Source organism: Nonomuraea sp. NPDC003201 (assembly GCF_053590415.1).
In genome coordinates, this window is the sequence record NZ_JBSFTC010000209.1 from 1 (window position 1) to 20,575 (window position 20,575).

26 protein-coding genes are annotated in these 20,575 nt (G+C 70.6%); 16 read left to right on the forward strand and 10 right to left on the reverse strand.

From position 1 onward, the window contains the following. The coding region (locus ACWDX9_RS43545; protein ID WP_449965483.1) for a hypothetical protein at window positions 1-631 on the forward strand (631 nt) is incomplete at its 5' end. A 154-nt stretch (window positions 632-785) separates the two neighbouring features. On the opposite strand, the gene msrB is transcribed toward ACWDX9_RS43545, so the two are convergent. Continuing rightward, window positions 786-1,187: a peptide-methionine (R)-S-oxide reductase MsrB gene (gene msrB / locus ACWDX9_RS43550; RefSeq protein ID WP_350722740.1), complete on the reverse strand. Its 402-nt coding sequence runs from the start codon at window positions 1,185-1,187 to the stop codon at window positions 786-788. A gap of 106 nt (window positions 1,188-1,293) precedes the next feature. On the opposite strand from msrB, the gene ACWDX9_RS43555 reads away from it, so the two are divergent. Together ACWDX9_RS43555 and ligD are read left to right on the forward strand one after the other, a co-directional pair. Then, the gene (locus ACWDX9_RS43555) at window positions 1,294-1,434 is read left to right on the forward strand and encodes a hypothetical protein (protein WP_350722739.1); all 141 of its coding nucleotides are present in this window, start codon (window positions 1,294-1,296) and stop codon (window positions 1,432-1,434) included. A gap of 155 nt (window positions 1,435-1,589) precedes the next feature. Continuing rightward, a complete protein-coding gene (gene ligD / locus ACWDX9_RS43560) occupies window positions 1,590-2,591 on the forward strand; it encodes a non-homologous end-joining DNA ligase (RefSeq protein ID WP_449965486.1) in 1,002 nt (333 codons plus the stop codon). Here ligD and ACWDX9_RS43565 read toward each other — a convergent pair. Together ACWDX9_RS43565 and ACWDX9_RS43570 are read right to left on the reverse strand one after the other, a co-directional pair. Next, on the reverse strand, window positions 2,588-3,397 hold the full coding sequence (locus ACWDX9_RS43565; protein WP_449965489.1) for an MBL fold metallo-hydrolase: 810 nt from the start codon (window positions 3,395-3,397) through the stop codon (window positions 2,588-2,590). The two genes, ligD and ACWDX9_RS43565, sit on opposite strands and share 4 nt — an antisense overlap. A gap of 6 nt (window positions 3,398-3,403) precedes the next feature. After that, a complete protein-coding gene (locus tag ACWDX9_RS43570; RefSeq protein ID WP_449965491.1) occupies window positions 3,404-3,598 on the reverse strand; it encodes a hypothetical protein in 195 nt (64 codons plus the stop codon). A 166-nt stretch (window positions 3,599-3,764) separates the two neighbouring features. On the opposite strand from ACWDX9_RS43570, the gene ACWDX9_RS43575 reads away from it, so the two are divergent. Together ACWDX9_RS43575 and ACWDX9_RS43580 are read left to right on the forward strand one after the other, a co-directional pair. Next, window positions 3,765-4,205 (forward strand): hypothetical protein, encoded by a 441-nt coding sequence (locus tag ACWDX9_RS43575; protein ID WP_449965493.1) that lies wholly within the window; start codon window positions 3,765-3,767, stop codon window positions 4,203-4,205. Window positions 4,206-4,408: 203 nt separating this feature from the next. Continuing rightward, the gene (locus ACWDX9_RS43580; protein WP_449965496.1) at window positions 4,409-5,119 is read left to right on the forward strand and encodes a class F sortase; all 711 of its coding nucleotides are present in this window, start codon (window positions 4,409-4,411) and stop codon (window positions 5,117-5,119) included. Here ACWDX9_RS43580 and ACWDX9_RS43585 read toward each other — a convergent pair whose 3' ends face one another. Further along, on the reverse strand, window positions 5,120-7,492 hold the full coding sequence (locus ACWDX9_RS43585; RefSeq protein ID WP_449965499.1) for an acyl-CoA dehydrogenase: 2,373 nt from the start codon (window positions 7,490-7,492) through the stop codon (window positions 5,120-5,122). Between the two features lie 328 nt (window positions 7,493-7,820). On the opposite strand from ACWDX9_RS43585, the gene ACWDX9_RS43590 reads away from it, so the two are divergent. Both ACWDX9_RS43590 and ACWDX9_RS43595 read left to right on the forward strand, forming a co-directional pair. Continuing rightward, window positions 7,821-8,162, forward strand: a complete 342-nt coding sequence (locus tag ACWDX9_RS43590; RefSeq protein WP_397365467.1) for an RNHCP domain-containing protein — start codon at window positions 7,821-7,823, stop codon at window positions 8,160-8,162. 1 nt (window position 8,163) lies between these two features. Beyond that, complete coding sequence (locus tag ACWDX9_RS43595; RefSeq protein ID WP_350722725.1) at window positions 8,164-8,553, forward strand: RNHCP domain-containing protein; 390 nt, start codon at window positions 8,164-8,166, stop codon at window positions 8,551-8,553. A 106-nt stretch (window positions 8,554-8,659) separates the two neighbouring features. Here the strand turns inward: ACWDX9_RS43595 and ACWDX9_RS43600 are convergent, their stop codons facing one another. Beyond that, window positions 8,660-9,052, reverse strand: a complete 393-nt coding sequence (locus ACWDX9_RS43600; protein ID WP_449965502.1) for an NUDIX hydrolase — start codon at window positions 9,050-9,052, stop codon at window positions 8,660-8,662. A gap of 263 nt (window positions 9,053-9,315) precedes the next feature. Between ACWDX9_RS43600 and ACWDX9_RS43605 the strand changes: the two genes are divergently transcribed. Beyond that, window positions 9,316-9,696, forward strand: coding sequence for a hypothetical protein (locus ACWDX9_RS43605; protein WP_350722722.1), 381 nt, complete (start codon window positions 9,316-9,318; stop codon window positions 9,694-9,696). Window positions 9,697-9,746: 50 nt separating this feature from the next. On the opposite strand, the gene ACWDX9_RS43610 is transcribed toward ACWDX9_RS43605, so the two are convergent. Both ACWDX9_RS43610 and ACWDX9_RS43615 read right to left on the reverse strand, forming a co-directional pair. Next, entirely contained in the window at window positions 9,747-10,622 is an 876-nt protein-coding gene (locus ACWDX9_RS43610; protein WP_449965505.1) for a tetratricopeptide repeat protein, read from the reverse strand. A gap of 19 nt (window positions 10,623-10,641) precedes the next feature. Continuing rightward, entirely contained in the window at window positions 10,642-12,081 is a 1,440-nt protein-coding gene (locus ACWDX9_RS43615) for an aldehyde dehydrogenase family protein (protein WP_449965508.1), read from the reverse strand. Between the two features lie 136 nt (window positions 12,082-12,217). Here ACWDX9_RS43615 and ACWDX9_RS43620 point away from each other — a divergent pair, with 136 nt between their 5' ends. Then, window positions 12,218-13,261 (forward strand): class I SAM-dependent methyltransferase, encoded by a 1,044-nt coding sequence (locus ACWDX9_RS43620; RefSeq protein ID WP_449965511.1) that lies wholly within the window; start codon window positions 12,218-12,220, stop codon window positions 13,259-13,261. On the opposite strand, the gene ACWDX9_RS43625 is transcribed toward ACWDX9_RS43620, so the two are convergent. The 3 genes from ACWDX9_RS43625 to ACWDX9_RS43635 are packed head-to-tail and all read right to left on the reverse strand — an operon-like array spanning window position 13,251 to window position 14,736. After that, window positions 13,251-13,640, reverse strand: a complete 390-nt coding sequence (locus tag ACWDX9_RS43625; protein WP_449965514.1) for a MaoC/PaaZ C-terminal domain-containing protein — start codon at window positions 13,638-13,640, stop codon at window positions 13,251-13,253. The genes ACWDX9_RS43620 and ACWDX9_RS43625 overlap by 11 nt on opposite strands. Beyond that, window positions 13,637-14,026, reverse strand: coding sequence for an FAS1-like dehydratase domain-containing protein (locus ACWDX9_RS43630; RefSeq protein WP_363965802.1), 390 nt, complete (start codon window positions 14,024-14,026; stop codon window positions 13,637-13,639). The genes ACWDX9_RS43625 and ACWDX9_RS43630 overlap by 4 nt, the downstream gene beginning before the upstream one ends. Further along, window positions 14,023-14,736 carry a GntR family transcriptional regulator gene (locus ACWDX9_RS43635; protein ID WP_397365167.1) on the reverse strand — a complete coding sequence of 238 codons (714 nt, stop codon included), beginning with the start codon at window positions 14,734-14,736 and terminating at the stop codon, window positions 14,023-14,025. The genes ACWDX9_RS43630 and ACWDX9_RS43635 overlap by 4 nt, the downstream gene beginning before the upstream one ends. A gap of 135 nt (window positions 14,737-14,871) precedes the next feature. Here ACWDX9_RS43635 and ACWDX9_RS43640 point away from each other — a divergent pair, with 135 nt between their 5' ends. From ACWDX9_RS43640 to ACWDX9_RS43670, 7 genes are all read left to right on the forward strand, one after another. Continuing rightward, window positions 14,872-16,086: a CaiB/BaiF CoA transferase family protein gene (locus ACWDX9_RS43640; RefSeq protein WP_350722709.1), complete on the forward strand. Its 1,215-nt coding sequence runs from the start codon at window positions 14,872-14,874 to the stop codon at window positions 16,084-16,086. Next, entirely contained in the window at window positions 16,083-16,469 is a 387-nt protein-coding gene (locus ACWDX9_RS43645) for a thioesterase family protein (protein ID WP_449965517.1), read from the forward strand. Before ACWDX9_RS43640 ends, ACWDX9_RS43645 begins: the two co-directional genes overlap by 4 nt. After that, entirely contained in the window at window positions 16,466-17,419 is a 954-nt protein-coding gene (locus ACWDX9_RS43650; RefSeq protein WP_449965519.1) for a tripartite tricarboxylate transporter substrate binding protein, read from the forward strand. Before ACWDX9_RS43645 ends, ACWDX9_RS43650 begins: the two co-directional genes overlap by 4 nt. Continuing rightward, window positions 17,416-17,889 (forward strand): tripartite tricarboxylate transporter TctB family protein, encoded by a 474-nt coding sequence (locus ACWDX9_RS43655; protein ID WP_449965522.1) that lies wholly within the window; start codon window positions 17,416-17,418, stop codon window positions 17,887-17,889. Before ACWDX9_RS43650 ends, ACWDX9_RS43655 begins: the two co-directional genes overlap by 4 nt. Further along, a complete protein-coding gene (locus ACWDX9_RS43660) occupies window positions 17,889-19,376 on the forward strand; it encodes a tripartite tricarboxylate transporter permease (protein ID WP_449965524.1) in 1,488 nt (495 codons plus the stop codon). The genes ACWDX9_RS43655 and ACWDX9_RS43660 overlap by 1 nt, the downstream gene beginning before the upstream one ends. After that, entirely contained in the window at window positions 19,373-20,143 is a 771-nt protein-coding gene (locus ACWDX9_RS43665; RefSeq protein ID WP_449965526.1) for an enoyl-CoA hydratase/isomerase family protein, read from the forward strand. The genes ACWDX9_RS43660 and ACWDX9_RS43665 overlap by 4 nt, the downstream gene beginning before the upstream one ends. 43 nt (window positions 20,144-20,186) lie before the next feature. Further along, a partial coding sequence (locus tag ACWDX9_RS43670) for a polyphenol oxidase family protein (protein WP_449965528.1) occupies window positions 20,187-20,575 on the forward strand: 389 nt, incomplete at its 3' end.

Genomic DNA, 20,575 nt, shown 5'->3' on the forward strand with positions numbered 1-20,575 from the left:
CGGCGGGGCGCTGACCGCCGTCTCGTCCCAGCAGGCGCGACCGGCGCCGCAGGCTCGGGCGGAGCCGGAGAACGGCTCCGCGGCGCTGCCCGGAAGGGGCGGCGGCACCACCAGCGCGGGGGTGAGCGCGGAGGCCAGGACGCGTGAGCTGCCGAAGTCGGAGCCGCCGTCCCAGGCCGCTCCGAGCCCGGGTGCGGCTTCTCCCGGTGGGGTCGAGCAGGGGCTGGTGCCGGGCACCACCGACGCGGAGGACCTGTTGGCGGGCGGTCCCGACCCCGGCGAGGCGGAGGGGTACAAGGCGAACGGCCCGTCGCGGCACACCGATCAGCAGGCGGCCGAGTATTTCCGTACGCACTGGGGCCCGGACGACAAGGCGTTGAAACGCCTCAAGGACATCCGCACGGTCGGCGGATATTTGCGCATTTACACGGATCTACCGGAAACGGCGGGGAACTCGTCCCAGGCGATCACGCTGTGCGAGCGCGGTCTGGCGTACCTGCGTGCGCGGGGAGTGGCCCATCCGGTCGTCTTCGTACAGGCCGAATTCGGCGAGAACGGGAATCCCGTGCTCGCCAACATCCTCGGCCCATCCGACCCCAGCTGCCGCGTCACCCACCCCGCCCCTGACTAACGGACCCGGACGCGGGTCTTGGCGCACACCTCACACCGTTGCGTCACGACCCGCCCGATGGCCTCAATCGTCACCCAGCGGTGGCGCAGATGGACAAAGCGCACACAAAACTCCTACCCGAGGCAGGTGATCAGTACGCGCTGTCGCTGGCCGATCACCCCTTGGGTTCAAGCCTAAGGGAGATCGAGTTGATGCAGTAACGATCGTCGGTCGGAGTGGGATATCCCTCTCCGTGGAACACGTGCCCCAGATGCGAGTCGCACCGTGCGCACCGCACCTCCGTACGCACCATTCCATGGCTGTGATCCTCGATCAGCCGGACCGCGTCGGAGTCGCCCGGCGCGAAGAAGCTCGGCCACCCGCAGTGCGACTCGAACTTCGTGTCCGACCGGAACAGCTCCGCCCCGCACGCGCGGCACGAGTAGACGCCCTCCGCCTTGGTGTCCACGTATTCGCCCGTGAACGGCCGCTCGGTCCCGGCCTCCCTGAGGACGTGGAACTCCTCAGGCGAGAGCTGGACCCGCCACTCGGCCTCGCTCTTGACCACCTTCTCCATGCGTCCACCCTACGAGATCGGAGGCGATGAGAGATCAGGCAAAAAGAGATCTTCGCAGGCTGAAGCATCTGTTCTGGGGTGAATTCGCGTCTTTGTAGGCAAGGGGGTGTCATCGCCTCCTGTCAGGGGTGAGATCATCCGCAGATCCCGCCAGGCGGCACAGCCCACGCCCGTGCTGGAGCCGCTGGGGATCGCCACGGCCGGCCGGGTGGCGCGCCAGCGCCCGGAACGGCGGCGGGTGATCTAGCGGCCCGTCCCGTCGAGCCCTCGGTCCCGCCACCGAGGCGGCTCCGGGACGGGCCCACCTCGGCCATGGCACGCTCGGCCATGGCACGCGAGGGAAAGGCAACGGCACCGAAGCGACCGAGCCCGCCTCCGCGAAGTGGAGAGTATGTTCGGTGCATGGCATCGCCGTACATCGAGCTGCAGGTGGGGGAGCGGACCGTCAAGGTCACCAACCCCGACAAGGTCTACTTCCCGGAGATCGGCGCCACCAAGCGGGAGCTGGTCGAGTACTACGTGAGTGTCGGCGAGGGCGCCCTGCGCGCGCTCAAGGACCGGCCCACCAACCTCAAGCGCCATCCCGACGGCGTACAGACCGAGGCGATCTATCAGAAGCGGATGCCGCCCAAGCACCCCGACTGGCTCCAGTCGGTGACGGTGCGGTTCCCGAGCGGCCGTACGGCGCAGTCGCTGCGGGTCACCGAGGTGGCGGCCATCGCCTACTGCGCGAACCTCGGCACCATCGACTTCCACCCCTGGCAGGTGCGGGCCTCCGACGTCGAGCATCCTGACGAGCTGCGCGTCGACCTGGACCCGCAGCCGGGCCTGGACTTCGACGCCGCCCGCAAGGCCGCGCTGCTCACCAGGGAGGTGCTGGGGGAGCTGGGGATGACCGGGTTCGTGAAGACGTCGGGCAACCGCGGCGTGCACATCGCCGTGCGCATCGAGCCGCGCTGGGACTTCATCGAGGTACGTCACGCCGGCATCGCCCTGGCCAGGGCCGTCGAGGACCGGGACCCGGGGCTGGTGACCACGGCGTGGTGGAAGGAGGAGCGCGGGGAGCGGGTGTTCATCGACTTCAACCAGAACGCCCGGGACCGTACGATCGCCAGCGCCTACTCCGTCAGGGCCCAGCCGCACGCCCCCGTCTCGGCCCCGCTGACCTGGGACGAGCTGGTCGACGCCGACCCGCGGGACTTCGACATCCGTACGGTGCCGGCCCGGTTCGCCGAGGTGGGCGACGTGCACGCGGCCATTGACGACGTGGCGTACTCGATCGAACCGCTGCTGGAGCTCTACGCCAAGGACGACCGGGGCGACATGCCGTACCCGCCCAACTACCCGAAGATGCCGGGCGAGCCCATGCGCGTCCAGCCGAGCCGGGCCCGGAACGCCGACTAGCGGACGAGGTGGTGCGGGGCGAGTTCGCGGATCTCGCCTCGCCGCATGTAGACCACCCGGTCGGCCAGGCCGTTCTGCTCGATGTGGTGGCGGAAGTCCTCCAGCGGTGAGCTGAAGGCGGCGTAGTCGTCGTAGTGCACCGGTACGACCGCGTGCGGGTTGATCAGGTCGCACCACGACGCGCCCTGCTCGCCGTCCATCGTGACGAGCAGGAGGCCGAGCAGCCGGGTGCCGCCCAGGTGCACGATGGCCAGGTCGATGTCGGGGAAGCGGCGCGGGATCGCGTCCAGGCGGCGGTCGAGCAGCGTGTCGCCGCTGATGTGCACGGTCAGCTCCAGCCGTTCGTCCGGGTTGCGGAACTCCAGCATCGTGCCGATCACGGGCGGAAGCAGCGCCTCGGCCGGGCCCGGCGCGTGCTTGGCGGGCAGGGCGGTGATCGTGACCGTGCCGTGCGGGCCGCGTAGCTCGTGCGTGTGCCATTCCTCCAGTCCTACGCTGCGGCGGAAGCCCTGGCGCCGGAGTCTGCGGGCCGCCGCGGTCGTCGTGACGATCACCGTGCCCTTGTCCAGTTTCCTGCGGGCGACCCGGTCCCAGTGGTCACCGTGCAGGTGCGACAGCACCACCCCGTCGAGTGGCGGCAGGTCCTCGATCTCCAGGGCCGGGTCGATGAGGCGGCGTGAGGACAGGCCGTAGCCCAGGTACGCGCGCTGGCCCCGGTGCAGGAAGTTGGGATCGGTCAGCAGCGTGAGGCCGTTGTAGCGGATCAGCGTGGTCGCGTTGCCGATGAACTGCAGGCTGCCTTTCACCTCGGCTCACCCCGGGTACGGCGAGCGCTGGTCGGGAGGCACGCCCCCGCCCTTGCCGCCCCCTTTGTTGCCCTTGTCCGTGGAGTGCGGGTGGTCGGCGCGCCTGGCGCCGACCTGCTTGTCGGAGACGAGGTGGGTGGACTTGAACTCGGTGGGCGATTTGCCTGATCGGCGAATCTCGGGCTGCTGTGGATTGCTCATGGCATTTGTCCCCCTTTATGCCGTTATTTCCTGCCACGTTGGGACGTGCTTAAACCCTCCGTGTCTGGCTGGTTTCACTTCGATCACATTACTTGACTCGTTATCTAATAATTCGCAAGGCTCTCTTGTGTATCGGGGGCGACAACTGATTCTGGAGCCTTCTCTCATGGCAAAAGCGCGACATCTCGCGGCGCTGGTGGCCGTCTTCGTGGTCGGAGGAGTGACCCTGGCGGCGGGCCCGTCCCACGCCTCCGCCCGCACCGGTCCCGACCTGCCGGTCGACCTACCGGTCGATCTGCCCACCTGCCTGCTTCCACTGCCGCTGCTCTGCGACGAGCAGCCCGAACCCGAGCCTGAGGAGCCGAGCCCGCCGCCCTCCGCCGAGCCCGGTCCCGGCGAATCCTGGCCGGGGCCGGAGGAGTCCGCCCAGCCGTGGCGGCCCGCTGCCGAGGACCAGCACCGGGTGCCGAGGGGGCATCCGGAGACCGGTGGCGGCGGGCTCGCCCCGGACGACCCGATGTGGCCGTTCGCGCTGGGCGGGGTGGCGCTGCTGACGGGCGCGGGGCTGGCCGGAGCCGCGGTACGACGCCGCAGAGGTGTTGCCTAGCTTGGCCACAGCGAAAACCCCGAGCCGGGACCCATCCGCGCGCCGGGATTCCACCGCGCGTCGGGACCCCACTGCGCGTCGGGACTCCACCGCGCGCCGGTACCCAGTCGAGCGTTGGGGCTCGGCTGAGGGACAGGTATCGCGCAGGGGCCGGAAGCAGGCAGGTGGCGGGCCGGGTGGCCGCTGAGGGTCGGGAGTCGCGCATGAGTCGGGAGCCTGGTGGCGGGCGGGACCTGGGCGGTGGCCGGAGGTCCGGGCAGCGGGGGATGCTGGTCGTGGCCGGTGCGGTGTCGTTGGCCGGGGCGTTGCTGATCGGGCTCGGGCTGAGCGGCATCGCGGGCGGCGAGCCCGAGCCGGAGCCCGTCGCCGCCACGCGGCGCGGACCCGTCGAGGGCGCTGCCCCGGTCACCGGCCTGCCGCTCGGCAAGGTGGCCGCGCCCATGCGGGCCGCCAAGCCGACCGCCGTCTACATCCCGTCCATCGGCGTGGCCGCCTCGCTCATGGAGCTGGGCCTGGACGCGGCGGGCGCCATCGAGAACCCGCCGTTCGACCCTCCGGACCTGGCCGGCTGGTACCGCTACGGCCCCGTGCCCGGCCAGCGCGGCGCCGCCGTGATCACCGGCCACCTGGACACCAGGTCCGGCCCCGCCGTCTTCGCCAACCTCAAGAACGTCAAGCGCGGCGACCAGGTGCAGGTGCTGCGTGCCGACCGCTCGGTGGCCGTGTTCGTCGTCGACAAGGTCGAGCACACGCCGAAACGCAGCTTCCCCGTCAAGAAGGTGTACGGCAGGCTCGCCTATCCCGGGCTGCGGCTGGTGACCTGCGGCGGGCAGTTCGACCGGCAGGCGCACAGCTACCGGGACAACACGATCGTGTACGCGCACCTGGCGGCGCCGTACTACCCCAAGAGCTGATCACGGGTCGCGCGGCAGGCCGAGGGCGCGTTCGGCGATGATGTTGAGCTGCACCTCCGTGGTGCCGCCACCGATCGTGAACGCCCGCGTCGCGAGGATCATGCGGCTCCAGCGGCGGCTCGCCGGGACCAGCGACCAGCAGAACTCCGAGATCGCCTGAGCATGCCGCATGCCGAGCAACTTCCGCACGCTGGACGCGGTCGCGGCGTCCGCGCCGGACAGCTTGGAGAGTGTCACGCGCAGGCCGAGTGCCGAGATGGCCTGGCCCTCGGCCCACAGCCGACCGGCCTGCTCGCGTTGCGACTGCCGGAGCGGGGGCAGCGTCGCGATCAGCTCGGCCATGTCGGTGTGCTGCGAGCCGGGGCCCCAGGAGTCGCCGAGCGCGACGCGTTCGTGGGAGAGCGTGTCGCGGGCCACCCGCCAGCCCTCGTCCACCGCGCCGACGACCAGATCGTCCGGTACGAAGACGTCGTCGAGGAAGACCTCGTTGAACACCTCGTCCCCGTTGATCTCCTTGAGCGGCCTGACGGTGACCCCCGGGGACGCCATGTCCACCAGGAAGTACGTGATCCCGCTATGTTTCGCTTTTTCGGGAGAAGTCCGGGCGAGGCAGATGCCCCAATGGGCGAACTGCGCGAGGGACGTCCAGATCTTCTGACCCGTCAGCGACCAGCCGCCCTCCACCCTCGTGGCCTTCGTCGCCAGCCCGGCCAGGTCGGACCCGGCGCCGGGCTCGCTGAACAGCTGGCACCACACGATCTCCCCGGTGAACGTCCTCGGCAGGAACCGCTCCTGCTGCTCCCGCGTGCCGTACCGGACGATGGAGGGGACGGCCCAGGCCGCGATGCCCAGGTTCGGCCGTTTGAGGTCGCGGAACTCCTGGTGGATGATCACCTGCTCCAGCGGCGAGGCGTCCCTGCCCCAGGGTCTGGGCAGGTACGGCATGATCCACCCCTCCCTCGCGAACCTGCCCAGCCGGGCCAGCGGCCCCTCGGCCCGCAGCGACTCGGCCTCCGCCCTGATGGCGTCCCGGACGGCGGCCGCCTCCTCGGGCAGGTCCGGCTCCATCGTCCGCCGAACCCCGGCCACCGCCAGCCCGGCCACCTCCTCGGCCCACGGTCCCGGGTCGCCGGCCAGCATGCGGTCGGCCAGGGCCCGGCGGTAGTAGCGGTGGGCGTCGTGCTCGAAGGTGTAGCCGATGCCGCCGAGCACCTGGATCGCATCCGCCGCGCACCGCACGGCCGCCTCGGTCCCCAGCACCCCGGCCACCCCCACCGCCAGCCTGACCTCGCCCCCGAGCCCGCTTGCGGTGACGTCCTCGGCCGGTGCCAGCCGGGCCTCGTCCCCGAGCCCGCCTTCGGGGACGTCCTCCGTCCGGGCCTCGTCCCTGAGCCCGCCTCCGGTGGCGTCCTCCGTCCGGATCTCGCCCCCAGGCCCGCCCCCGGGTGTGGCGTCCAGGGCTCTGGCGGCGTCCCATACGGCGGCGCGTGCCTGTTCGAGGGTCACGAGCGCGGCGGCCACCCGGTGCTTGACCCCTTGGAACTGCCCGATCGGCCGCCCGAACTGCTCGCGTACCTTGGCGTACTCGGCCGCCGTCCGCACAGCCCATGCCGCCACGCCGCACGCGTCCGCCCCGAGCAGTACGGCGGCGAGCTCCCGTACCGGCACCTCGCCGAGCACCCGGTCGGGGGGCACGGTGCGTGCGGTGACGGAGCAGAGCGGCCGGTCGGGGTCGACGCCGTCGGCGGGCTCGGTGACGACGTCGGCACGGTCGAGCACCGCCCATCCCCGGCCGTCCACCGGCACGAGGAAAAGGTCGGCCTCCGGAGAGCCCAGCGCCAGGACGCGTCCCGGATCGCCACCCTCGGCGGGGAACGCGACGGCGGCGGTCATGGACCCGTCGGAGAGCCCCGCGATCAGCGACGCGCCGACTGCGGACGGCCGACCCACCCCCGGCCCGGCGACCGCGGCGCCTCCGGCCGGGTGGTTCGTTCCCGGCTGGGCGGCTGTGGCCAGGTAGCTCGTTCCAGGCTGGGCGGCTGTGGCCGGGCGGTCGGTCCCCGGCTGGGCGGCTTCGGCCGGGTGGGCTGCTTCCGGCTCAGGGAGCGCGGTCGGGTGGGCCGTTCCGGGCCAGGTGAGTGCGGCCGAGGTCAGGACGGTCGGCAGGTACGGGCCCGGGACCCGCCGCTCACCCAGCGCCTCCAGCGCGACGCACAGCTCCAGCAGCCCGTACCCCTGCCCACCGCACTCCTCGGGCAGATGCAGCCCCAGAATCCCCTGCCCCGCCAGAGCAGCGTGCTCGGTCGTGCGCGTGGCGAGCCCTCGTACGGAGTCGGCCAGCGCCTGGTGTTCCTCGGTGGTCCCGATGCCCATACGTCCGAACCTAGAAGATCATTCGGTCGATGGCCAGGAAAACCATTGGCGGCTGCCGGACTCGCGCCGCTAATGTCCCTGATGTCCTGACGATGGAACTCATGATCTGGGGAGGGGTGGATTAATGCCTGGCACCGCGCCTTGCGCGCCTCGTCGTGCCGTGGGCGGATCCTGCCTCTGAAACACCACCCCTGACAGGCCGGACCGCCTGCCGTACCAGCATGCCCGCATACACCGCGAGGCTCGCTCGGCGCTCTCTTGCTGCCTTTCGACAAAGTCATTCCGGCAAGGAGTACCCAGGTTGTCCACCAACGGCAAACCTCGTTCCATCGTGAACACCGACACCTTCCCGTGCGTGCGCTGCGGCCTGACCGTGGCCGTGACCGCACCGGACGGCACCCGCCGCAACCACTGTCCGAGTTGCCTGCACTCGCAGCACGTGCTCGACCGTGCGGAAGGCGGCCCCTCGGAGTGCGGGGCGCGGATGATCCCGATCTCGATCGCGGTCCTGCGCACCGGCGACTGGATGCTCATCCATCGCTGCACCCGGTGCGGTGAGCTGACGTCCAACCCCATCTGCGGGGACGACAACCAGCTCATCCTCATGCGCATGGCCGTACGGCCGCTGGCGCAGCCGCCGTTCCCGCTCGAGGCGTTCGGCGGTCTGTGACATGCCCAGGAGGAACCCGGCCCGGGACAGGGCCCGGCAACGCAAGAAAGCGCATCACCCGGACGCGTTCCGCTGTGTCTCCTGCAGGCTGGACGTCCCGATGATCGCGCCGGGCACCGCCCACCGTAACCACTGCCCGCACTGCCTGACGAGCCTGCACGTCGACCACCGCATCCCGGGGGATCGCCGCGCGGCCTGCCGGGGCAGGATGGCGGCGCTGAGCATCACCGTCCGGCCGGACGGGGAGTGGCTGATCATCCACCACTGCCAGTCCTGCGACGAGCTCAGCGCCAACCGCATCGCGGGCGACGACAACGCGCTGGCCCTGCTCCGCATCGCCATGCGCCCCCTGTCCGCGCCCCGCCTCCCCCTGCCCGCCTGGGCGGGGTAGGCGACCCGACGGCCGTCCGGGGTGACCTCCGGACGACCCGGCGGCCGTCCGGGGTGACCCCCGGACGGCCCGATGTCCGTCCGGGTGACCCCGGACGGACATCGGGTCAGCGGAGCCGGCCGTCCTGGTGGAGGTCGTCGAAGATGATCTGGTCCACGGGTGCCACGCGGTCGCGGTCGGCGTAGGTGAGCCAGACGACCTCCTCGATCTCGCTGCTGGGCGTCGGCGTCCCCTCGTGGTCGGCGGTGTAGCAGGTCATCTTCACGATCACGCCCTCGGCGTGGCTGTCCGCCTGAGCCTGGTACGTGCCCAGGTGGACGGCGGTGGAGGGGACGATGGCGACCGACAGCTCCTCGTCGATCTCGCGGACGAGGGTGTCGAGGTCGCTCTCGCCGGGTTCGCGCTTGCCGCCGGGGAGGTAGTAGACGGTCTTTCCCCGTGACCGGGTGCTGAGGATCTTCCCGTCCGCCAGGTGGATCCACGCGATCTTGTCAATCATGCCGACCATCATGCACAGATCCATCCGCATTTATCCCCCTTGGAGAGTCATCGGATGGTTGGTCATTTCCTGCGACCGCGCGGCTTACATACGTCATCCCCGCAGAGATCTCTGGCACTCCCGAGACAGAGAAAACCACACCCAGAGCGTTCTCGCCGAGCCTCGTAATCTCGCGCTACCTGCGACGATGTCCTCAGAGGAAGCGGAGATCCGCGTCATCGGGGCACGGAATCCCTTCCGAGTACATGCAAAGGCAGGAGTACGTGGACATTGAGGCGGAGATCCGCGCTTTGAAGCTCCGCATCGACGCGTTCGAAGCGATCGTGCGTTCTGGTGACGCAGATTCTGACGACTACAGCCATGCCCACCTGCGAACGGGGAGACGTACACGCGCGAAAGGCTCGAAGATCACCTCGGCGGACATCGCGGTCGCCGAGATGCGGGCCGAGATCGCGGATGTTCAGCTGGAGATCTCCCAGGACTTCGCGGCCCTGGGCGACGAACTGACAGGTCTTCGACGGCAGACCAACGATCAATTCATCTCCGCCCGCGCGGAGATCCTCGGGGTATTCGACTCCCTGCGGCACGACATGGTCGACCTCGGCCGCAGGCTCGACCGGTTGCTGGAGACCCGCAACGCATAGACGGGGGCGCGGCCAGGTCACGCACCTGGCCGCCACTCCCGTCCGCGAGATCAGTCCCCGAACTCCAGGTGCAGGGCCCGGGTGAAGTCGGAGATCGCCTCCTCGTGGCGGTCCGTCTCCTGAAGGATCTCCCCGCGTACGCGGAACGCCCAGATGTACTCGGGATCCAGCTCGATCGCCCGGTTCAGATCGCTCAGCGCCGCCTCGTTGTCGCCCAGCTCGCTCAGCACCGCCCCCCGGCTGCCATAGGCCCGGTCGTTCTCGGGGTCCAGCTCCACCGCGCGGCTCAGGTCCGCCAGCGCCTCCTCGTACCGGTCGATCATGCGGTACGCCTCGCCCCGCCGGCTCAGCGCGCGCACGTACTCCGGGTTCGCCTCCAGCGCCTTCGTGTAGTCCTCGATGGCCTCGGCGTAGAGGTGCATGCGCTGGTACAGGTCGCCCCGGGCGGCCCAGGAGTAGGGGAGGTCCGCGTTCAGGGCGATGATCTTGGCGTGTTCCTCCAGGGCCTCGTCCAGGCGGTCCAGGTCCACCAGGACGTCGGCCTTCGCCTCCAGGATCCACAGGGAGTCGGGGGAGAGGGTGAGGGCGTGCTCGAAGTCGTTCATGGCCTCGTCCAGGCGGCCCATCGCGGCGTACGTCTGGCCCCGGGAGCCCAGCGCGTACGCGCTGTCCGGCTCCAGCTTGAGCGCCTCGTCGAAGTCCTCCAGGGCGGTCTCGTAGCGTTCGATGACGCGATGGCTCTCGCCGCGCAGCCGCCAGGCGCGGGCGTTGTCCGGTACTAACGCGATCGATTCCGTGAGATCCGCGATCGCGGCGTCGTACCTCGACAGGGCGATGTACGATTCGGCACGACTGCGTAGCACGGACGCACGGGACTGCGCGGCTGCGTCCGGCAGCTCGGATTCGTCCTTGATCCCCTCGCTCATGAGGCGTAAATCTATCCGACTAAATCTGGATTATGGCCGCCTTTTCGCGGGTGTACTCGAGGACCGAATCGTGTCCGTACCCGCTGTCCTTGACGCCCCCGAACGGGAGGCCGGGCGGCATCTGCCGGAACGTGTTCACCCACACCGTCCCGCTCTGCAGATCGCGCACGAAACGGTGCGCCCGCCCCAGGTCACGCGTCCAGACGCCGGCCGCCAGGCCGTAGCGGGAGTCGTTCGCGATCTCCAGGGCCTCCTCGTCGGAGGAGAACGGCATGGCCACCGCCACCGGGCCGAAGATCTCCTCCTGGCAGAGCCGGAGCGAGTTGTCCGTGGTCGTGTAGAGGGTGGGGGAGACCCAGTAGCCGCCCGGCAGGCCGGGCACCACCTCCGCTCCCGTACGCCCGCCGAAGAGCAGGCTCGCCCCCTCCTTCTCGGCCAGCTCCAGGTACGACCTCACGTGCTCGTACTGGGCCGAGGAGACGATCGGGCCCATGGTCGTCCGCAGGTCGAGCGGGTCGTCCAGGACCAGCTCGGCGCAGATGCGCGCGATGCGGTCCAGCATCTCGTCCCAGATCGAGTGGTGGATGAGGATGCGGGAGCCCGCCACGCAGACCTGCCCGGCGTTGCCCGTGTAGACGGAGTTCACGGTGACGCCCTGGGCGGCCGCGTCCAGGTCGGCGTCGGGGAAGACGATGTTCGGGGACTTGCCCCCGAGCTCGAACGTCAGCGGCTTCAGCGCGTCCGCCGACGCCCGGGTGATGGCCTGGCCGGTGGCCGTCGAGCCGGTGAGGCTGATCTTGGCGACGTCGCGGTGCCGTACGAGCGCGTCCCCCACCTCCTCGCCCAGGCCGCTGACGATGTTCAGCACCCCGGGCGGGAACACCTCCGCCAGCAGCTCGCCCAGCCGCAGCACCGACGCGCTCGCCTGCTCGGCCGGCTTGACGATCACCGTGTTGCCGGCCGCCAGCGCGTACGCCGCCTTGGCCGAGAACGTGGAGATGGGCGAGTTCCACGGGATGATGCAGACCGCCACCCCGTACGGCTCCCGCCGCGTCAGCCCGAGCGTGTCCGGGCCGAGGATGACCGTGTCGCCCTTGGCCGCGTCCAGGCACTGCCCGGCGGCCAGCTGCCACAGGTAAGCCATCCCGGGCAGGTCCTTCTTCAGCGTGTCGCGCAGGATCCGGCCGTTGTCGCGCGTCTCCAGCCTGGCCAGCTCCTCGGCGTTGCGGGCGAACACCTCCGACACCTTGCGCAGGTAACCGGCCCTGGCCAGGGCGGGCAGCGCGGACCAGGCGGGGAAGGCGCGCCGGGCCGCCGCCACGGCCGCCTCGGCGTCGGGCGCCCCGCTCGCCGGGATCCGCGCCCACACCTCCCCGGTTGCCGGGTTGACCGAGTCGAGGGTTCTGCCGTCGCTTGCGGGGACCAGCTCGCCGCCGACGAGATTGCGATAGTCAGACACGTACCAAGCATATGCTTGCTTGTCATCATTCGCCATGAAGCCCTAAGATCACGTAAAGTGCCTGGATCTTCACGCATAGCGGTCCTTGGCGTCGGGGAAGACGCTTCGCATGGCATATCGACTGTTGAGCCGGTTGGTGTATGGCTCCCGATACGACCGCATTCCCTGGGCGCAGCGCGTGTACGTCCGTCCGGGGGAGCGCCTGGTACGCGAGGCGCAGTGGCAGCTGCTGACCACGCGGGCCCCGGTCATGGAGCTGACGGACTACCGCAGGCTCAGGCCGCTGAAGGCGAACGAGGAGTTCCTGGCCTGCATGATGTGCGGGGAGTCGCGCCAGCAGCCGATGTTCGAGCCCTCCGGCAACGGCTGGCACTATCACGTCGTCCGCTGCCCCTCGTGCGGCTTCCTCTACCGCAACCCCAACATCCTGCCCGAACGCCTCGGCGACCTGTACGCCACCGGCTACAACACCTTTCTGGCCGGCTCATACGCCGCAAAACGGCAGCGCCGGTACGAGCTGACCATGGACGCGTTCTCGCCGGTGTTCGACGAGGGCAAGGAGCGCCGGCTGCTCGACTTCGGCTCGGGGGCCGGGCTGTTCCTGGAGCTGGCCGAGCGGCGCGGGTTCGACGCCTGGGGCGTGGACCTGTCGCCGGAGTCCGTCGTCCAGGCCAACGAGCGGCTGAGCAGGGCGCGCGCGTATCTGGGCGCCCCCGAGGACGTGCCGGAGATCGCCGCGGGCGGGTTCGACGTGATCACGCTCTGGTCGGTGCTCGCGCACCTGCCCAGGCCGCTGGACGACTTCCGTAGCTTCCGGCGCCTGCTGGCGCCCGGCGGCGTGCTGCTCATCCTGACCGTGAACGCCCAGTCGCTGCTGCTCAAGGCGTACGGGCCGGCCTGGAGCGGCTTCACCAGGAACCACCTGATGTTCTACTCCCCCTGGACCGTGCGCAGGCTGCTGAGCCGTACCGGCTTCGCGGGCGTCTCCTTCGCCCCGCACTACGGCGACACGGTCGAGGCCGGCACGACCGCCCTGCCCCGCCCGCTGCGGCGGAGGCTGCGCCGCAACGTGAACCTCAGCGACGGCGGCAACATGATGCGCGTGCTGGCCTTCGCCGACGACGAGGCGATCGGCCGCTGGGGCGGCGGCCCGCTCACCGTCCACCGCCTCAGCCGCTGAACTCCTCGTCGTAGACCACTTCCGCGCGGCCGAGCGTGGTGCGGCGGCCCGTGTCGTCCTCGCCCCACAGCTCCAGCTCCGCCCGGTTGCCGTCGGTCGAGACCACCCTGCCCCGGCACGTGTGGGCGCGGTCGCGGAAGTCCATGCCGCGGTAGCTGACCTCCAGCACGGTCAGCCGCCCCCGGCCGCCGAGCCAGCCGGTGACGAGCCTGCCCAGATAGGCGGCCTTGAGCAGCCCGTGCACGGCCAGCTCGGGGTGGCCGAGCGAGCGGGCGAAGGCGAGGTCATAGTGCATCTCGTAGAAGTCGCCCGACGCTCCGGCGTACTCGACGAGCCTCCGCAGCGTGGTCGTCTCCGTCAGCGGGGGAATGTCGGTCATTTCCTGATCCTGGTGCCGATGTGCCTGACCACCAGCTCGCCGTCCGGCCGGCGGAACTCCGTCTCGAACGTCAGCAGCGCCATCGGCCCCGCCGATCCGTTCTTCTCGACGACCCCGGTGAACCGCGGCCGCGACACGATCACGTCGCCTACGCGCAGCGGCGCGTGGTACTCGAACCGGTCGCCGCCGTTCAGCCAGCCGGACCCGTACGACGAGGCGGCCGGCAGCGACGGCGGCTCGTCGAGGAAGCACGCCGTGAACGTGGGCGGCACCTCGTCGCCCGACGCCCCGACGGCGCGCAGGTAGAAAGCCAGGTGCCGCCGCTCGACGACGTCCTCGCGCGGCGGCCCCGTCCAGCCCACCGCCTCCTGGAGAGCCTCGATCATGTGTCTCCTTCCCTGACCCGCTTCAGCCAGGCCAGCGACTCGGGGGAGTGGCCGCCGACCCGGTCCTCGATGCCGTCGAGGAACGCCATGTCACCGTGCCCGGCCAGCTCCCGGTGCACGGCCTCCGGCGAGCCGGCCTCGATCACCTCCAGCAGCCGCCGATGCCGCTCCCAGTCGTCGACGAGCGACTCGCCGGATGCCCTGACCTGCCGGTTCATGCCCATGCAGAGCAGCATCTGGAGCTGGATCGACCGGTAGGCCTCCTCCAGCCGCCGGTGCCCGGACAGCCCGATGACCGAGCTGTGGAACTCGACGGCCTGCTCCAGCACCCCCAGCCAGTCGCCGGATCGCGCGGCGGCCTCGTGCCGGTCGAGCGCGGCGTGGCAGCGCCGGAGCCGGGCGGGCTCGCGTACCGGGACGCCGAGGTCCACGGCCATCCGCTCCAGCTCCCGCCGCAGCGTGACGATCTCGTAGATGTCGTGCAGCGTGAGCTGCGTGACGAACGCGCCCCGCCGCGGCTGCTGGGTGATCAGCCCCTGCTGCTCCAGCACGCGCATGGCCTCGCGCAGCGGTGGCCTGCTGACGCCCAGCTCCTGGGTGAGCTGGTTCTCCACGACCCGGTCGCCCGGCTGCAGCTTGCCGCTGAGCAGCATGCGCATCAGCGCCTCGGTGGCGAGCTGAACCATGCTGGGGGGTGCCTCGATGCGCATCGTGGTCTCTCTTGTCGTAGGCGATCATCGTCTGCCGCCATAGTGCCGAAGAACTTCCGGCAGAACCCTTGTCTGGCTCACTTGTCTTCTGTAGACAATAGACCAATCCGGCCCGAAGTGAGGTTTTCGTAACACATGACCACTCCACTGTCCGGCATCCGGGTCGTCGAGGTCGGCGCGTTCATGGCGGCCCCCTTCGCGGCCATGCAACTCGCCGACCTCGGCGCCACCGTCATCAAGGTCGAGAACCCCGACGGAGGCGACGGAGTGCGCGCCGTCGGCCCGTTCACGGCCGGGCACAGCTCCCCGTTCGCCCGGCTCAACAGGAACAAGCGGTCGGTCGCGCTGGACCTGAAGTCCGAGCTCGGCGTGGCGGCCTTCCGCCGCCTCGTCGAGGACGCCGACGTCCTGGTGGAGAACCTCCGCCCCGGCGCCATGCGCCGGCTCGGGCTCGGCTTCGCCGACCTGAAGGAGCTCAACCCCGGCCTCGTGTACGTCTCCGCCTCCGGCTGGGGCCAGGACGGCCCGCTCGCGGACCTGCCCGGCCTGGACATCATGGCCCAGGCCAGGGGCGGCCTGATGAGCGTCACCGGCATGCCGGGCGGCGACCCGGTCAAGGTCGGCGTGCCCATCGCGGACCTGGTGTGCGGGCTCTACGGCGCGCTCGGAGCGATCTCCGCGCTGCACGCCCGCGCGCTGACCGGCCAGGGCCAGCACGTGGACGTGTCGCTGCTGGAGTCGGCCGTGTCGTTCGCCATCTGGGAGGCGGGCAAGTATTTCGCCACCGGCGAGGTGGGCGGGCCGCTCGGGTCCGCTCACCAGAGCACGGCGCCGTACCAGGCCGTCCGCACCTCCGACGGCTGGTGCACGGTCGGCGCCGTCACCCCCAAGACCTGGCGCGGCTTCTGCGTGGCGCTCGGCCTGACCGCCCTCCTCGACGACGAGCGCTACACCGACGCGCACGATCGGCACGGCCTGCGCCACGAGCTGATCCCGGCCATCGAGGCGGCCACCACCCGGCGCACCACGGCCGAGGTCGTGGCCGCGCTCGACGAGCACGGCGTGCCGTGCGCCCCCATTTCCGACTACTCCCAGGTGTTCGAGGACGAGCACCTGAACCAGCGCGGGTTCTTCTGGGATGCCGAGCATCCCGAGATGGGCCCCGTACGCCAGCTCGGCTCGGCCATGCGTTTCTCGGACACGCCGACGAGACGCGGCCCCGCCGGACCGTCGCTCGGCGCGGACACCGTGGAGGTGCTGCGCGAGTGCGGTCTGACCGAGCAGGAGATCGACCGGCTGCTCGCCGAAGGCGCGGCGGCCCAATCCCCCACCCCCTTGGAGAGTTCATGAGCGACCAGCTGACCCCGGGTGTGAGCGCCGGCCTCACCTGGGTCGTGACGGAGCGGCACTGCACCCGCCGCGGCGACCACGACATCTTCTCGACCCCCAACCTGGTCCACCTGATCGAGGACGCCGCCATCGAGGCGCTGGCCCCGTACCTGGCCGACGGCGAGGGCAGCGTCGGCAGCAAGGTCGAGATCGCGCACGTGGCGCCCACGCTCAAAGGGGGCGAGGTGACCGCGACCGCCACGGTGACCGAGGTGGACCGGCGGCGCGTCGTGTTCGCCGTGGTCGCCGAGGACGCCAACGGGAAGGTCGGCGAGGGCACTCACGAACGCTTCATCATCAACCTGGACAAGTTCGCCGCCAAGCTCACGGAGCCGGCGTCATGAGGGCGTGGATCGCCGTGCTCCTGCTCGGGGTCGCCGCCTGCGGCACGAACGCCGACGCCGGGGGCGGCGCGTGGAAGCCGCGCGGCGACGTCCGCATGATCGTGCCGTTCTCGGCGGGCGGCGGCAGCGACCTGGCGGGCCGCGCCATCGCCGCCGCCCTGGAGAAGGCCCAGCCCGGGCTGAAGGTCACCGTGGAGAACCGCGAGGGCGGCTCGGGCGCGGTCGGCTACTCGGCCCTGCTCGGCAAGAAGGGCGACGGCAAGTACCTGCTCGCCACCGAGAACGCCATCCTGTCGCTGCCGCTCAGCGGGCAGGTGTCCTTCACCCGGCGGGACTTCACGCCGGTCGCCAAGCTGGCCGAGGACGGCGGCATCGTCGTGGTCAAGAAGGACTCGCCGTTCAAGACGTGCGCCGACGTGGTCGGCGCGGCCAGGAGCGGCCGGGTGAGCGTGGGCATGTCGGGCGCGTACGGCGTGGACAACGTGATCTTCACGATGATCGAGCAGAAGACCGGCGTGAAGTTCCAGCGCGTGCCCTTCGAGTCGGGCGGCGAGCTGGTGCCGGCCGTGCTCGGCGGCCAGATCCAGGTCGCCCTGCTCAACCCGGGCGAGGTGATCGGCCAGTTCAGGTCCGGCGACCTCCGGGGCCTGTGCGTCACCACCGACAAGCGCTACACCTACCCTGAGTTCGCCTCCCTGGGCACGGCCAAGGAGCAGGGCATCGACGTCTCGTACGTGCAGTTCAGAGGCTTCATCGGGCCGGGCGGGCTGGACGCGCGGGAGAAGGCGTACTGGGAGCAGGCGGCCAGGGGTGTGGCCAAGACCGCCGAGTTCCAGAAGTGGCTCAAGGACAACTACCTGCAGCAGGCCGAGCTGTACGGCGCCGACTTCGGCGAATACCTCGAACAGCTCGACACGGCGCTCGCGCCGGTGCTGAAGAAGTCGTCATGAGGCAGCTGCTCCGCGGCGAGGCCGTCGTCTGGGCGGTGCTGGTCTGCCTGTCGACGGCCATGGCCGCCGTCTCGTTCGGCTACGGCATCACCAAGGACGGCGGGCAGGTGGGGCCCGGGTTCCTGCCGCTGGTGAGCGGCGTGGCGCTGGCCGTGCTCTCGGCCGCCTGCCTCGTGCAGTCCGTACGCCGTGCCGCGCCCGCCACCGAGGCGGACGACCCCCGGCGCGTCAGGACGCTGTGGACCGTGTTCGCCATGCTGCTGGTCGCGCTGCTGCTGGTGCCGCTGACCGGGTTCCTGGTGGCGTTCGGGCTGCTGGTCTTCGCCGTGTCGGCGTTCGTGGAGAAGCAGCGGGTCGTGCCGGCGGCGGGCGTGGCCGTGGCCGCCACGGTGGTGATCTACGCGGTGTTCGTGCTGTTCCTGGCCGTGCCGCTGCCCGGCGGGCTGCTGGGCGTCGGAGGTGACGGGTGATGCTGGACAACCTGGTCATGGGCTTCGGCGCGGCCCTCACACCCGCCAACCTGCTGTGGTGCTTCGTCGGCGTGCTCGCCGGGACCGTCATCGGCCTGCTGCCGGGGCTGGGCTCGACTACCGGCGTGGCCGTGCTGCTGCCGCTGACGCTGTCGTTCGAGCCGCTGACCGCGCTCATCATGCTCGCCGGGATCTACTACGGCGCCCAGTACGGCGGCACGATCACCTCCGTGCTGATCTCCACGCCCGGCGAGGCGGCCAGCGTGGTGACCGCGATCGACGGCTACCAGATGGCCCGCAAGGGACGGGCCGGGGCGGCGCTGGCGATCGCGGCCATCGGGTCGTTCGCCGCCGCGATCGTCTCGCTGGTGCTGCTGGTGGCGATGGCGCCGCCGTTCGCCAAGCTGGCGCTCGACTTCGGCCCGCCCGAGAACCTCGCCGTCATGGTCCTCGGCCTGGCCACCATCGTGAGCTTCTCCGGCGGTGCGCGGCTGCGCGGCCTGGCCATGGCCGTGCTCGGCGTCCTGCTCGCGACCGTCGGCGTGGACGCGGCCACCGGGCTGCCCCGCTACACCTTCGGGGACGTGGACCTGCTGTCCGGGCTGCCGTTCGTCCAGGTGATGATCGGGCTGTTCGCGGTGGGGGAGGTGCTCTACCAGATCAGGCAGGGCGCGGCCGAGCCCATCCGGGCCCGCTTCAGGGACCTGGTGATCACCCGGGAGGAGCTGTCCCGCTCCAAGGGGGCGATCGCCCGGGGGAGCGTGATCGGCTACCTGCTCGGCTGCCTGCCCGGCGCCGGGTCCACGCTGGCGTCCTTCCTCGCGTACGGAGTGGAGAAGCGGGTCTCGCGGCACCGGGACGAGTTCGGGCAGGGCGCGATCGAGGGTGTCGCGGCGCCGGAGAGCGCCAACAACGCCGCCGCGAACGCCAACTTCGTGCCCACCCTCGCGCTGGGCATCCCGGGCGGCGCGACCACGGCCGTGCTGCTGGGGGCGTTCACGATGTACGGGATCCAGCCGGGGCCGCTGCTCTTCGACGAGCAGCCGGAGCTGGTGTGGGGGCTGCTGGCCTCATTCTTCATCGGGAACGTGCTGCTGCTCGTGCTGAACCTGCCGCTGGCGCCGCTGTTCGCGCAGATGCTGCGGATCCCGTACGGGTACCTGTATCCGCTGATCCTGGTCACCAGCTTCGTCGGGGCCTATTCGATCGACAACAACATGTTCAGCGTGTGGATCGTGTTCGCCTCCGGACTGATCGGATATTTCATGAAAAAGTTTGATCTGCCGATGGCGCCGCTCGTGCTCGGGCTGGTGATCGGGGCGCTGTTCGAGAAGGCGCTCGTGCAGACGTCCGCGATGGGGGATGGCGACCTGACGATCATCCTCACCCGGCCGATCGCGCTGGCGGTGCTCGTGCCGGCCGCCCTGCTGGCGGCCGGGCCCTCGCTGCTGAAGCTCATCCCGCGAAGAGTCAAGGAGACGGTGTGACCGAGCTTGTCATCGACGCCGACGGGCCCGTGCTGCGGGTCACGTTCAACCGGCCGGAGCAGCACAACGCGCTGACCTGGGCGATGTGGGACGGCCTTTACGACGCCTGCGAGCGGGCCGACGCGGATCCCGCGATCAAGCTGCTCGTGTTGTCGGGGGCCGGTGGGCGGGCCTTCGTGGCGGGCACCGATATTTCGCAGTTTTCCACCTTTGTCGATGGGGACGACGGGATCGCGTACGAGCGCAAGGTCCAGCGGATCATCGACCGGCTCGAACGCGTCAAGGTGCCCACCGTGGCCGTCGTCCAGGGCTACTGCGTGGGCGGGGGCCTGGTCGTGGCCGCCGCCTGCGACCTGCGGCTGGCCGTGCCGGGTGCCCGGTTCGGGGCTCCCATCGCGAGGACGCTGGGCAACTGCCTGTCGATGAACACGTACTCGCTGCTCGTCCACCACCTCGGCCCCGCCCGCACGCTGGACATGCTGCTGCGGGCCCGCATGTACACGGCCGAGGAGGCGCACGCCGCCGGGTTCGTGGCCGAGCTGTGCGCTCCCGACGACCTGCCCGCACGGCAGGCGGAGGTGGAGGAGCGGCTGCTCTCCCACGCGCCGCTGTCGATGTGGGCGGCCAAGGAGGCGGTCAGGCGGCTGCGCGTGGCCGGCCTGCCGGACGGGGACGACATCGTGGCCACGGTCTTCGGCAGCGCCGACTTCCACGCCGCCGTGCCCGCCTTCCTCGCCAAGGAGCGGGCCACCTGGCAGGGACGGTGAACCTCTGGCAGAGCCGGTGAGCCTCGCGCTCTAGGATCGAGCCATGGAGCTGGCCTCTGGAGTGCGTGTCGCCGTCACCGATCGTCACGGGGGGATCAGCGTCCCGCCGTTCGGGTCGCGCAACCTCGGCGGGATGGTCGGCGACGACCCGGAGGCCGTGCGGGCCAACCGGGCGGGGGTGGCCGCCGAGTTGGGCGTGCGGGGGGTCGTGTTCATGCGCCAGGTCCACAGCGCCGACGTCGCGTACGTGAGCGAGCCCTTCGGGGACGATCCGCCCGCGCTCGACGGCGTGTTCACCACCGAGCCGGGGCTGGCGCTGGCCTCGCTCGGGGCCGACTGCCCGGCGGTGCTGGTGGCCGATCCGGCGGCGCGCATGGTCGGCGCCGCGCACTCCGGCCGCCCCGGCACCGAGGCGGGCATCGCGAGCGCCCT

Bases quoted from the DNA above. Each gene is read 5' to 3' on its own strand.
- ACWDX9_RS43645 (WP_449965517.1), top strand. From the start codon at position 16,083: ATGAGCGACCAGCTGACCCCGGGTGTGAGCGCCGGCCTCACCTGGGTC.
- ACWDX9_RS43595 (WP_350722725.1), top strand. From the start codon at position 8,164: ATGCCCAGGAGGAACCCGGCCCGGGACAGGGCCCGGCAACGCAAGAAA.
- ACWDX9_RS43585 (WP_449965499.1), bottom strand. From the start codon at position 7,492: ATGGGCATCGGGACCACCGAGGAACACCAGGCGCTGGCCGACTCCGTA.
- ACWDX9_RS43600 (WP_449965502.1), bottom strand. From the start codon at position 9,052: ATGATTGACAAGATCGCGTGGATCCACCTGGCGGACGGGAAGATCCTC.
- ACWDX9_RS43570 (WP_449965491.1), bottom strand. From the start codon at position 3,598: ATGAGCAATCCACAGCAGCCCGAGATTCGCCGATCAGGCAAATCGCCC.
- ACWDX9_RS43655 (WP_449965522.1), top strand. From the start codon at position 17,416: ATGAGGCAGCTGCTCCGCGGCGAGGCCGTCGTCTGGGCGGTGCTGGTC.
- ACWDX9_RS43575 (WP_449965493.1), top strand. From the start codon at position 3,765: ATGGCAAAAGCGCGACATCTCGCGGCGCTGGTGGCCGTCTTCGTGGTC.
- ACWDX9_RS43635 (WP_397365167.1), bottom strand. From the start codon at position 14,736: ATGCGCATCGAGGCACCCCCCAGCATGGTTCAGCTCGCCACCGAGGCG.
- ACWDX9_RS43580 (WP_449965496.1), top strand. From the start codon at position 4,409: ATGAGTCGGGAGCCTGGTGGCGGGCGGGACCTGGGCGGTGGCCGGAGG.
- ACWDX9_RS43610 (WP_449965505.1), bottom strand. From the start codon at position 10,622: ATGAGCGAGGGGATCAAGGACGAATCCGAGCTGCCGGACGCAGCCGCG.
- ACWDX9_RS43660 (WP_449965524.1), top strand. From the start codon at position 17,889: ATGCTGGACAACCTGGTCATGGGCTTCGGCGCGGCCCTCACACCCGCC.
- ACWDX9_RS43640 (WP_350722709.1), top strand. From the start codon at position 14,872: ATGACCACTCCACTGTCCGGCATCCGGGTCGTCGAGGTCGGCGCGTTC.
- ligD (WP_449965486.1), top strand. From the start codon at position 1,590: ATGGCATCGCCGTACATCGAGCTGCAGGTGGGGGAGCGGACCGTCAAG.
- msrB (WP_350722740.1), bottom strand. From the start codon at position 1,187: ATGGAGAAGGTGGTCAAGAGCGAGGCCGAGTGGCGGGTCCAGCTCTCG.
- ACWDX9_RS43625 (WP_449965514.1), bottom strand. From the start codon at position 13,640: ATGACCGACATTCCCCCGCTGACGGAGACGACCACGCTGCGGAGGCTC.
- ACWDX9_RS43650 (WP_449965519.1), top strand. From the start codon at position 16,466: ATGAGGGCGTGGATCGCCGTGCTCCTGCTCGGGGTCGCCGCCTGCGGC.
- ACWDX9_RS43630 (WP_363965802.1), bottom strand. From the start codon at position 14,026: ATGATCGAGGCTCTCCAGGAGGCGGTGGGCTGGACGGGGCCGCCGCGC.